The following is a 12,137-nucleotide window of genomic DNA, read 5'->3' as shown; positions in this document are numbered from 1 at the left end:
CCAGCCCTAACAAGAATTATCTAATTTTCTAATTGACTAATTCTCTAATTATTGCTGAGCCAGTTTATTCAATGTATAAGTAATCAATTCGTCTACAGCTTTATAAGGATCTTCACTAAAAGTTCCGCTTGCACGATTTGCAATAATAGCATTTAATGATAATGCATTATGTCCTAAAAGCGCCGAAAGCCCGTAAATCGCAGCCGTTTCCATCTCTAAATTAGTAATTCTTTCGTCATTAAACGTAAAATTATCCATTTTACTGTTTAATTCCTCGTCCTGAATATTCAAACGCAATACACGCCCTTGTGGCCCGTAGAATCCTCCGGCTGTAGCTGTAATTCCTTTAAATATTTTATCTGATTCGATTATTTTTTCTAATTTTTCAGAACAGGCAATAGCGTAAGGTCTTCCTTTTTTAATATCCCAATTGGTATGGTGAATAAAAGCATCTTCAATCGCTGCATTAGAAACTTCGTCGATCAGGTAGGAGCGAAGCATATTGTCTAATCCTAGACCAAATTTAGACATAACAAAACTATCTACAGGAATATCAGCCTGCAAAGAACCTGAAGTTCCAATTCTGATAATATTTAAAGAAGTTAATTCTTCTTTTGGCTGACGCGTTTTTAAATCGATGTTTACCAAAGCATCTAATTCGTTTACCACGATATCAATATTGTCAGGCCCAATTCCGGTTGACATTACCGATATTCTTTTGCCTTTGTAAATTCCCGTTTGAGTTTTAAATTCTCTTTTTTGAGTCGAAAATTCAATTGAATCAAAAAACTGAGTAATTTTTTCGACTCTGTTTTGGTCTCCAACAAAAATTATATCATTTGCAATATGTTCTGGAAGTAAGTTTAAATGGTAAACACTTCCGTCTGGATTAAGTATTAATTCTGAGTTTTGTATCATAATTTTTTAAGGTTCAAAGTGGCAAAGGTTCTGAGGTTTTAAGGTTTTCTGTCGAGACGTATAATTTTGTGTCTTATAATGCCCGCAGATTTAACGGTTTGAACAGATTGTCACTGATTTTTATTTTATTTTTTTTTTGAAATTTCAATAACTGGAAATCTAATTTTTTAAGACAAAGCTTTGCGAATTTATCGTTTTTATTAAAACTTATATTTATTATTCTTTAGCTCCCGATAGCTATCGGGATTGCGATTAAATTCGTCCAATTTGGAATCTAAAATCTAAAATCAGAAATCTAAAATTATTATCCTCCAACACGTTTTGTTTTAAACCCTTTAGCTTTCAGGATTTCCATGATTTTATCTCGGTAATCGCCTTGAATAATGATCGAAGCATCTTTAAAAGTCCCGCCAACGCTCAGTTTTGTTTTGATTTCTTTGGCCAAAATTTTAAAGTCTTCGTCAGATCCTTCGTAACCTTCGATAATAGTAGTGGCTTTTCCTTTTCGCTTTTCGAATTTACAAATCATTGGCTCTTTTTGAATATAAAGCACATGATCCTGCTCCTGAACCTCTTCAGGCTCATTTGATTCTACGTGATCCGGGAATAAATTTTTTAATTGATCTTGTAAGTCCATAATTTTATAAAAATTCCAAATTTATTGTTTCTAAAAATTAAATTCCAAATCCCAATGAGTACTTGGAATTTGGAATTTAAAAATATTGAGATTTAAAAAAGTTTATTTTTTAATTAATCCCAAGTCTACTAAACGTTCGTATAAATAATCTCCCGCAGTAATATCTTCGAATTTCTTAGGATTCTCAGCATCAATACAGTTTTCTAAACAATCCAGACGCATATCGCTTACAGGATGCATAAAAAACGGAATAGAGTAACGAGAAGTTCCCCATAATTCTCTTGGCGGATTTACTACCTGGTGAATCGTCGATTTTAGTTTGTTGTTGGTATGTCTTGATAACATATCTCCAACATTAATTACCAACTGATCATCTTCTGCGATAGCATCAATCCATTCGCCATCATGATTCTGAACTTGTAATCCTTTACCCTGAGCTCCCATTAAAAGAGTAATCAGGTTAATATCTCCGTGAGCAGCTGCACGAATTGCATTTTCAGGCTCAGAAGTAATAGGTGGGTAATGAATTGGTCTTAAGATAGAGTTTCCTTCTTTTGCATACTGATCAAAATAAAACTCATCTAAACCTAAGTGCAAAGCCAAAGCTCTTAACACATAAACACCTGTTTTTTCAAGCATTTGATACGCTTCTTTACCTACAACATTAAAACGAGGTAACTCTTTAACTTCTACATTATCAGGATACTCTGAAGCATACTTAGAAGCTGCATCCACATACTGACCAAAATGCCAGAATTCCTTCAAATCACCCTCTTTACGTCCTTTTGCATGTTCTTTTCCAAAAGATACATAACCTCTTTGCCCGCCAATTCCGGGAATCTCATAATTATGCTTAGTTTCTATTGGCAAAGCGAAAAATTTTCTAATTTCGCCATAAAGCTCGTCTACCAACTGATCATCTAAAAAGTGACCTTTTAGGGCTACGAAGCCAATGTTTTCAAATGCACTGCCGATTTCATTTACAAATTTTTGTTTACGTTTCGGGTCGTCCGAAAGGAAATCACGTAAGTCTACACTAGGAATGTTTTGCATACTTTACATTTTTGTTTATAGGATAAAAGGTGTTATTAAGCCTTTCAATAACAAAGGTAGAGATTTTTTTAAATTTGATTTTTAAAAGTTATATTAAAATTAAAATATTATAACAAAAACCAATAAAATTGTTGTATTTTTCTATATTTGAAACACTAAAACCACGAACCAAATGATCTTTTACAGACAAAACCTTACTGATGCTCAATTATTAGATTTATATAAAAAAATACTTAAACCCCGTTTGATCGAAGAAAAGATGCTTATCTTAATTCGACAAGGAAAAGTTTCAAAATGGTTTTCCGGAATAGGGCAGGAGGCAATTGCAGTAGGCGTTACAGCTGTTTTAGATGATTCTGAATATGTGTTGCCAATGCACCGAAATCTGGGAGTATTTACCACAAGAAATATTCCTTTGCACCGTTTATTCTCGCAATGGCAAGGAAAAGCAAACGGCTTCACGAAAGGCAGGGATCGTAGTTTTCACTTTGGAACCCAAGAATATAAAATTATCGGAATGATTTCGCATTTGGGTCCGCAATTAGGGATCGCAGACGGAATCGCTTTGGCCGATAAACTTCAGCATAATAAAAAAGTTACTGCAGTATTTACGGGAGAAGGAGCAACCAGCGAAGGAGATTTTCACGAAGCACTCAATATTGCTGCTGTCTGGAAATTGCCTGTCATGTTTATCATCGAAAACAATGGTTACGGACTTTCGACACCTACAAACGAACAATATGCCTGCGAAAATTTAGCTGATAAAGGTATTGGTTACGGTATTGACAGTTATATTATTGACGGAAATAATATTCTGGAGGTTTACAACAAATTATCTCAGCTAAAAGAGCAGATGCAGGAAAATCCGCATCCGGTTTTATTAGAGTTTAAAACCTTTAGAATGCGTGGTCATGAAGAGGCGAGTGGTACAAAATACGTTCCGCAGGAATTAATGGACGAATGGGCTGCCAAAGATCCCGTAAGTAATTATAGAGATTATTTAACCGAAATTGGGGTTTTAACCACCGAATTCGATGAGCAATTACACGCCGAAATCAAACAGGAAATCGATGAGAATTTAGCCATTGCCAACGCTGAACCGGAAATCGTTCCTACTTATAGCGGTGAATTAGATGATGTATATAAACCGTATCAATATGAAGAAGTTAATCCATCAGACGAAATTAAAAATGTTCGTTTTATAGACGCTATCCGAAACAGTTTAGAGCAATCTATGCAACGCCATAATAATCTTGTATTTATGGGTCAGGATATTGCCGAATATGGTGGCGCTTTTAAAATCACGGATGGTTTTGTAGATGTATTCGGAAAAGACCGCGTGCGAAATACACCAATTTGCGAAAGTGCCGTAGTTTCTGCCGGAATGGGATTATCTATTAATGGTTATAAAGCGATTGTCGAAATGCAATTTGCTGATTTTGTTTCTACAGGATTCAATCCAATTGTCAATTTACTGGCAAAATCTCATTATCGCTGGGGCGAAAAAGCCGATGTTGTGGTTCGTATGCCTTGTGGTGGCGGAACGCAGGCAGGGCCTTTTCATTCTCAGACCAATGAAGCCTGGTTCACTAAAACTCCGGGATTAAAAGTCGTTTATCCGGCTTTTCCGTACGATGCAAAAGGTTTGCTGAATACCGCTATAAATGATCCAAATCCGGTTTTGTTTTTTGAACATAAACAATTGTATCGCAGCGTTTATCAGGACGTTCCTGTAGATTATTATACGATTCCTTTAGGAAAAGCAGCTTTATTAAAAGAAGGAAATCAGGTTACGATTATAGCGTTTGGTGTTCCTGTGCATTGGGCTTTAGAAACTTTAGCCCATAATCCTGAAATTGAAGCTGATTTAATCGATTTAAGAACTTTACAACCTTTAGATACTGAAACGATTTTTGCTTCTGTAAAAAAGACCGGAAAAGTAATTATTTATCAGGAAGATACTTTGTTTGGAGGAATTGCAAGCGATCTCTCGGCCTTGATTATGGAGGAATGTTTTGAGTATCTGGATGCTCCGGTAAAAAGAGTCGCGAGTTTAGATTCGCCAATTCCGTTTACAAAAGCATTAGAAGATCAGTTTTTACCTAAAAATCGTTTCGAGAAAGTTTTATCAGAATTATTGAAATATTAATTACAAATGGCAAATTGTTTTGCATAAAGAACATTTTTTTTATCTTTAAACCATTAAAAAATTAACTTATGAAAAAACTGTTTGTTCCGATTCTTGCAATTTCGCTACTTATTTCCTGCAACAAAAGCACTAAGTCTAACGAAGATAAAGCTTTAGATGCAAAATTCGACAAGTATAAAGATGGTTTTGTAACCTCTTTATGGAAAATTAATCCAGGTTGGGCTTCTGGCGTTGGCTACCATAAATACGACAGTATTTTGTCTATTCCGGATGCGAGCGAAGAAAAAATTCAGCTTGAGTTTGTCAATGCTCAATTAGATTCTTTAAAGCAATACGACATCGAAAATTTGTCTGATAACAACAAGACCGATTTTCAAATGATTAAAAATCAGCTTGAAGCGACTATTTTTAGCATAAAAGAATTAAAATCATCAGAATGGAATCCATCTGAATACAATGTATGCGGATCTTTCGCAGAAATTTTAAACGGAAAATATGATTCTTTAGAAGTTCGTTTGCGTGCTTTTAGCGCTAAACTAAAAAATGTTCCTGCTTATTACGAAGCTGCAAAAAAGAACATCAAAAACCCAACTATCGAACATACTGAGCTTGCAATTGCGCAAAATCTTGGCGGTTCATCTGTTTTTGATACTGACTTAACTCCTGTAGTTCAACAAAGTAAATTAAGCGATACGGAGAAAAAAGAACTTTTAGATAAAGCTAAAGTGGCTAAAAAAGCAATTGCAGATTATGCAGATTGGTTAAAAAACACACCAAACAAAACGCCACGTTCTTTTAGATTAGGAGCAGATTTATATGCTAAAAAATTCAACTTTGATATTCAGTCAAGCTACACAGCTGATGAGATTTTTAAAGTAGCAAACGATCATAAAAAAGACTTACACGATAAAATGTTTGTTTTGGCTGATAAACTTTGGACAAAATACAAAGGAAACGAAGCTAAACCAACCAACAAACTGGAATTAATCAAACAAGTTATTGATAAAATTTCATTGCAACATACTACACCAGAAAAGTTTCAGTCTGAAATTGAAAAACAAATTCCGGAATTAACGGCGTATGTAAAAGCTAAAGATTTATTATACATCGATCCGTCGAAACCACTTGTAGTGCGTAAAGAGCCAGCTTATATGGCAGGAGTTGCAGGAGCATCTATTTCTGCGCCTGGACCTTACGATAAAAATGCAAACACTTATTATAACGTAGGAAGTTTAGCAGGATGGACGGCTGAAAATGCTGAAAGTTATTTACGCGAATACAACGATTATATTCTTCAGATTTTAAATATCCACGAAGCAGTTCCCGGACATTACACACAATTGGTATACAGCAATCAATCGCCAAGTATCATTAAATCGATCTTAGGAAACGGTGCAATGGTTGAAGGCTGGGCTGTTTATGCTGAAAAAATGATGTTAGAAAGCGGTTATAAAAACTCTGACGAAATGTGGTTGATGTACTACAAATGGAACTTAAGAGCCACTTGTAACACCATTTTAGACATTAGTGTTCACACTAAAAACATGTCTAAAGAAGCGGCAATCGATTTATTGACCAAAGAAGCTTTTCAACAACAAGCTGAAGCTGACGGAAAATGGAGACGCGTTACTTTATCTCAGGTTCAATTGTGTTCTTACTTTACAGGATATACTGAAATTTATAACCTAAGAGAAGAACTTAAAAAGAAAGAAGGAGATAAATTCAACTTGAAAAAATTCCATGAAAAATTCTTAAGTTTTGGAAGCGCTCCGGTAAAATACATCAAAGAATTGATGATATCGAAAGAGTAATTTTTATTACTATTTTATAGAAAAAGGTTTGATGAGAGTAATTTCATCAAACCTTTTTTCTTTTCCAGCTTTTATGGAAATTTTTTAGGAGCTAATCCCGCTATCCGTTTCAATCTTTTGCGCCGAACACCGGCACAAAAGGATTTCCTCTTCTATCGGGGCTAGGGCAATCATTTTCATAAGAATGTTTTTAGTTCAAATTGTCATCTCGACGAAGGAGAGATCACATTAGTATTTCCGTTTAGATATTCGCCAATCTTTGTCGAGTTTCTTGTGTGATCTCTCCTTCGTCGAGATGATAAACTTTACAGATAATTTACATCGCTAAAAAAAATCCGTTTTTATCCGCGTTTTGCTTTAGCAATCCGCTTAATCCGTGTCCAATTAAACCAAAACCACCAATCGTTTACCATCAGGAACTTCAATATTCCAGGCTTTTTCGATATCAACTAAACTCGTAGTTTCAATATTTACCTGCAATTTGTTCTGAACAGCTAAAAGAAACATCTCCGGAAGAATTTCGGTAAACAATAATTTAACTTCCTCTTTCGTCCAGCTTCCTAATCCTGAACCTGATAACTGAAGATCAACGCTTCTTAAAATTCCTGAAGATAATTGAATCGTATCGCCGGCCATTCCTCCAATTGTTACATATCTAACTTTGGTGGTAAACGAACCATTTCCTTTTAAAGCCGTTAGAATTAATTCTGCAGGATGTCCCCATAAATAATCCAAAACAATATTTATCGGACTATTTAAGTGAATGACTTTAAGTTGCGCGACAATTGCTTCATCATCTTGTTTTAAAGAGATAATTTCGTCTGCGCCAATTTCTAAAAGACTTTGAAGCGTTTTTTCGTTTCTTCCGGTTACAATTATTTTCTTTGCGCCATAATGTTTAGCAACCTGAATCGCCATTTGCCCTGTAAAACCGGTTGCTCCGTTTATCAAAACCGTTTCTCCGGATTTTATTCCGGCTCTAAATCGTAACGCCATAGCTGAACCCGCCACAGCATTGGGCATTGATGCAGCTATAGCATCACTTATTCCGTCAGGTAACGGAATCATTCTGTTTTTTTCTACAAGAGCTTTTTCGGCAATAGTTCCGTTAATTCCGCGGGCGTAAACTCTTTTTCCGTTTTCTAAAATACCAACGGCGTCGCTGCCAATTACGGTTCCGTTTTGACTTTCATTTTCTGACGAATAATGATCTCCGCTTACGATTCCTTTATCAAGATTAGTAATCCCCACGGCTTTAACCGAAATTAAAACTTCATTTTCGTTTTGAATAATTGGTTCTGCAAATTCTGCATATTTTGGCAATTCGCCTTTTTTATAAATAACTGCTGCTTTCATAATTATTAAATTTTATAAAGCAAAATTAGGCAGCCGTTTATGGGGAGACGATAACATTTGTTATCAAATGCAATAATAAACCATATAAGTTATATAAGAGATTATAAGTTTAATTTAAATGAACTTATATCACTTATACGGTGATATTATTACCGTTATTTTACGTTCCGTAGAAACGTTTGTTTTGACATCATCATTTTTTTTAAACCATCTAACATATCAAACGTTCCTACGGAACGTAAACGTGACCTGCAACATTTTTCTACCGATGAAACATTCCTACGGAATGACAAATCGTATAAGGAATTTATGAGCAAAAAAATTAAATGAACTTATATTACTTATATGGTGAAATATATGGTAAAATTTAATTATTTATTATGTAGTAATTTGCTTTTTATTCGGCTTAAATGAACCGTTGTCACACCAAGATAAGAAGCAATATAATGTTGCGGAACGCGCTGAATAATTTCAGGTCTTTCTTCAATTAAATTAAGATAACGCTGAGTAGGAGAGTCTTTTATAAAAGAGACGAAATATTTCATATAATCGAAAGTACGTTCAAAAAGCATATTGATTAAACGTTCTCTTAATTCAGGAATTTCTTTGATTTCGTCCAGAATTTTATCCAGATCATTTTTATGAATCCACCAGACAATAGCAGGTTCGATAGTTTCAATGACTACCGGACTTGGTATTTTCTTCATAAAACTTTCGATAGAAGCCACACTCTGATTTTCGAAAAAAAACTGAGTCGTGAGATCTTTTCCGTTATTATTGAACCAAACCCGAATACAGCCTTTTTCGATAATAAAAAGCTTTTTTGAAATTTCGCTTTCTTCTAGAAGAGTGGTTTTCGCAGGAATTTCAGCGCGATTGAAATAACCAGTATATTCCAGCCATTTTTCATCAATTAAAGGGAATTTATTTCGGAATAGATGAAACATAAAAACTTAAATTATTTCTGTTTTTCTATCAATTTTGCAATTCTAAAACTGTTCGTCATCAATAAATAACCAATTATTACTTTAGAAAAAGAAAAAATAATCCAGCCAGATTTGGGATAATCTTTGAATAGATTTTTATCCTGAGAGAAAATCATAATTTCTCGAAATAGAACTGGAATATTATCAATAAATAGTAAACCTCCAATCACAATTATAGCAATAGAAATTATTTTACTCGATTCAAAATTTAGTTCAATATTTTCTGTTTTAAAACCTTTATCGAGTTTTAATTTATCAACAATCCAGTTTGTTTTATAAAAACAAAGACGGACTATTAAAAAATAACTCAAGAACAGGACTAAATTTAAAGCCACAATGGGTAATAAATCTATCAAATCTCCGCTTTTAATAGCATAATATAAAAAGTAAATTGATTGTGGAACAAAAATTAAAGCACCAGAAACTAAAATTAATCCTAAGATTTTAATTAAGATTATCCAAAAAGTTCTAATCGACATTATTTATATTTAATTATTAGTTTCCAATTCAAACAATTGCACCTGGCTTTTCAAACGATCAATCAATAAATTCATCATTCGTTTATTCAAACTAGATGAATTCTGAATGTAAGTATCGTATTCTTCAATAGTAAAAAGCGCCATAACAATCCCTTTTAACGAATTTCGGAACTTAATATCTTTCTGAATGGAATTTTCGATCGTTTGCAATTTCTTCTCGACTGTATACGAATAGAAATCAGCTTTGTTTTTATTAACATAGTTGATAAAAACCGCAATAAACAAATCATTTTGAAGTTTTAAAATAGGTCTAATCGTCTGATTTTGAAACAACTCATCCGGTGAAGATTGAGCGCTTACAGTTCCTAAAGTTTCTCCTCTGAATTCTCTTAAAAAAGCATCTCTATCTTCCATGTTTTTTCTTTAAATTTAGAAAAAATTATAATGCGAAAATTAGTTTTGCTATATGAATTATAAATAAAATTTCACCATATTAGAGATACAAAATAGTATAAGTGATCTCAAATTAAGCATAAAGCTTTAAATGAACTTACTTGACTTATATGGTTTAAAAAAAGCTTTCAACCTATGAATATAAAATCTTTATTGTTTTTAATTTCAATCGTAATCTTAATCGTGTCCTGCAATTCTAAAGACAAGAAAAGCGAGTACAAGCATATTATATATCATGCTATAAACGATAAAGACACCGCAATTTTATCTATAAATATTAATGACAAAAGATTTTTTGGACATTACGAAAGATCGTATTATCAACAAGGCAAAGATTCAGGAGATGTTAGGGGAGATATAAAAGGAGATACTTTAAGAGGCGATTTTCATTTTATATCCAACGGAGGAAGCTGGAAAAGAATTCCATTAGCTTTGCTAAAAAAAGAAAACAAATTATATTTAGGAAGCGGCATTATTACAACGTACTTCAATCTACCATGTTTCATGCCCGGAACACCAATAGAATACCACAACTCGAAGTTTGTTTTTGAAGAGAAAAAATAGTTTTCAGTCTCAGTCTCGGTTTTCAGTTTAGCTGAGACTGAAAACTGAGACTGAAAACTGAGACTGAAAACTGAAAACTGAAAACTGAGACTGAGAACTAACTTAAAGGCCCAATCGTCGACGGTAGTTCGAATATTTCAAGATCAAAATAAACAACCGAAGCCATAACATGATCAAAAATATCCGCCATAATATATTCGTAATTCGCCCAGCGTTTATCGCTCGAAAAAGCATAAATCTCTAACGGAACTCCGTGCGCACTCGACTGCAGCTGACGGCACATAATATGCATATCCTTATTCAATCCCGGATGCGTTATCAAATATTGCATGATATATTTTCTGAACAATCCTAAATTGGTCATATTTCGACCATTAAGCGACAAAGATTTATCTACACCGCGTAAATCGTTGTATTTTTCGATTTCGGCTTGTCTGGTTTCAATATAAGAACTAATAAGCTGAACGCGTTTCATATGATTCAGATCATCATTATTCAGGAAACGAATACTGCTGCTTTTTATTAAAATATGCCTTTTGATACGTCTTCCGTCAGATTTTTGCATGCCTCGCCAGTTCTGGAAAGAATCAGAACTCAACGCATAAGTAGGAATCGTGGTAATGGTGTTGTCAAAATTTCGAACCTTTACCGTAGTCAGGTTTATTTCGATCACATCACCATCGGCACCAAATTTATCCATCGTAATCCAGTCACCAATACGCACCATGTCGTTTATAGCAACCTGAACACTCGAAACAAATCCTAAGATCGTATCTCTGAAAATCAAGATAATAATCGCCGAAAGTGTTCCTAAAATAGTTAATAATTCTCCTTTTTTGATTCCGAAAAGCGTCGAAATAATCATCGCCACACCAAAAATCCAAAGAACAATCATAATAACCTGAACAAAGCTATCAATAGGCTTGTCGCTGTATTCAGGTTTTTGTTTTAAATAATCGCGTAAAGCATTAAAAATCGTTCTTATAATCCATAAACTGATTAGAACGATATAAATACCTACTATTTTTCCAAAAAGAGATTCCCAATATTCATACTTATCCAGAATAATAGGAACCGCTTTGTATATAAAGAAAAACGGAATTAAATAAGCAGTATACTTAGTGGTTTTATTATGAATTAGATAATCATCAAACTTGGTTTTTGTTTTTTGGGCAAAAATTGCAGTAAGGGTTACTAAAACAAATTTTGCTACATAATAGATGGCAAATGCCAGAGCTACCATAATAGCAATATTAAGGACAAGGCTTATGTACGACGCAAAGTTGCGGCTCATTCCCCAATCCCTAAAAAGCGGATATAAAAAGTTAAATATTTTATCCAAAAGTTTATGCATTATTTTCTAAGTATTTCTTCTCTATATAAAAAGTTCCAAACGGAATAAGAGAAGCAATCAGTATAATTCCAAAAGTTTTTAAATCCCAATTCTGAGACTTTCTTAATAAAACTGCCAATATAATATATCCTATAAATAATACACCATGCGTCATTCCTAATGGGCGTAAAAAAGTATGATAAAGTTCAGGATTACTGTTTTTGATAACGAGCATATTAGCAAATAATACTAAATAAGAGATTCCTTCTAAAATTGCGGTAACTTTGAAAATCTTGAGCATGTATATATATTTTAAATTTATGCAAGCAAAATTAAGTATTATCGTTGGTTTTTGCGGTATGAATCAGGAAAGTAATTTACTTTTGTAATCTTAAAGT

General features: G+C 33.7%; 12 protein-coding genes. 3 read left to right on the top strand and 9 right to left on the bottom strand.

Going from position 1 to position 12,137, the window contains the following annotated elements; all coding sequences use genetic code 11:
* Positions 1-48 precede the first annotated feature (48 nt).
* The 3 genes from L0669_RS16660 to L0669_RS16650 form a co-directional block, all read right to left on the bottom strand.
* The gene (locus tag L0669_RS16660; RefSeq protein ID WP_173972671.1) at positions 49-918 is read right to left on the bottom strand and encodes a nucleoside phosphorylase; all 870 of its coding nucleotides are present in this window, start codon (positions 916-918) and stop codon (positions 49-51) included.
* A 304-nt stretch (positions 919-1,222) separates the two neighbouring features.
* Positions 1,223-1,555: a translation initiation factor gene (locus L0669_RS16655; protein ID WP_199000842.1), complete on the bottom strand. Its 333-nt coding sequence runs from the start codon at positions 1,553-1,555 to the stop codon at positions 1,223-1,225.
* A gap of 102 nt (positions 1,556-1,657) precedes the next feature.
* Positions 1,658-2,608, bottom strand: a complete 951-nt coding sequence (locus L0669_RS16650; protein WP_173972669.1) for an isopenicillin N synthase family dioxygenase — start codon at positions 2,606-2,608, stop codon at positions 1,658-1,660.
* Positions 2,609-2,780: 172 nt separating this feature from the next.
* On the opposite strand from L0669_RS16650, the gene L0669_RS16645 reads away from it, so the two are divergent.
* Entirely contained in the window at positions 2,781-4,757 is a 1,977-nt protein-coding gene (locus L0669_RS16645; RefSeq protein WP_263758899.1) for an alpha-ketoacid dehydrogenase subunit alpha/beta, read from the top strand.
* 68 nt (positions 4,758-4,825) lie between these two features.
* Entirely contained in the window at positions 4,826-6,568 is a 1,743-nt protein-coding gene (locus L0669_RS16640; protein ID WP_263758897.1) for a DUF885 domain-containing protein, read from the top strand.
* A 384-nt stretch (positions 6,569-6,952) separates the two neighbouring features.
* On the opposite strand, the gene L0669_RS16635 is transcribed toward L0669_RS16640, so the two are convergent.
* The 4 genes from L0669_RS16635 to L0669_RS16620 form a co-directional block, all read right to left on the bottom strand.
* Positions 6,953-7,924, bottom strand: a complete 972-nt coding sequence (locus tag L0669_RS16635; RefSeq protein WP_263758896.1) for a quinone oxidoreductase family protein — start codon at positions 7,922-7,924, stop codon at positions 6,953-6,955.
* 371 nt (positions 7,925-8,295) lie between these two features.
* A complete protein-coding gene (locus L0669_RS16630; protein ID WP_263758895.1) occupies positions 8,296-8,871 on the bottom strand; it encodes a Crp/Fnr family transcriptional regulator in 576 nt (191 codons plus the stop codon).
* Positions 8,872-8,882: 11 nt separating this feature from the next.
* Positions 8,883-9,266 (bottom strand): hypothetical protein, encoded by a 384-nt coding sequence (locus L0669_RS16625; protein WP_263758894.1) that lies wholly within the window; start codon positions 9,264-9,266, stop codon positions 8,883-8,885.
* A gap of 132 nt (positions 9,267-9,398) precedes the next feature.
* A complete protein-coding gene (locus tag L0669_RS16620; protein WP_263758893.1) occupies positions 9,399-9,803 on the bottom strand; it encodes a glyoxalase in 405 nt (134 codons plus the stop codon).
* A 174-nt stretch (positions 9,804-9,977) separates the two neighbouring features.
* On the opposite strand from L0669_RS16620, the gene L0669_RS16615 reads away from it, so the two are divergent.
* Positions 9,978-10,406, top strand: coding sequence for a hypothetical protein (locus L0669_RS16615; RefSeq protein ID WP_263758892.1), 429 nt, complete (start codon positions 9,978-9,980; stop codon positions 10,404-10,406).
* Positions 10,407-10,503: 97 nt separating this feature from the next.
* Here the strand turns inward: L0669_RS16615 and L0669_RS16610 are convergent, their stop codons facing one another.
* The gene (locus tag L0669_RS16610; RefSeq protein ID WP_173972874.1) at positions 10,504-11,760 is read right to left on the bottom strand and encodes a mechanosensitive ion channel family protein; all 1,257 of its coding nucleotides are present in this window, start codon (positions 11,758-11,760) and stop codon (positions 10,504-10,506) included.
* The gene (locus L0669_RS16605) at positions 11,753-12,040 is read right to left on the bottom strand and encodes a DUF3817 domain-containing protein (RefSeq protein WP_173972873.1); all 288 of its coding nucleotides are present in this window, start codon (positions 12,038-12,040) and stop codon (positions 11,753-11,755) included. Before L0669_RS16605 ends, L0669_RS16610 begins: the two co-directional genes overlap by 8 nt.
* Between the last annotated feature and the right edge of the window lie 97 nt (positions 12,041-12,137).

The sequence above is a fragment of the Flavobacterium bizetiae genome (assembly GCF_024271895.1).
GTDB lineage: Bacteria > Bacteroidota > Bacteroidia > Flavobacteriales > Flavobacteriaceae > Flavobacterium > Flavobacterium bizetiae.
The sequence above is the reverse complement of the archived record's forward strand: the minus strand, read 5'-3'. Positions and strand labels throughout refer to the sequence as shown.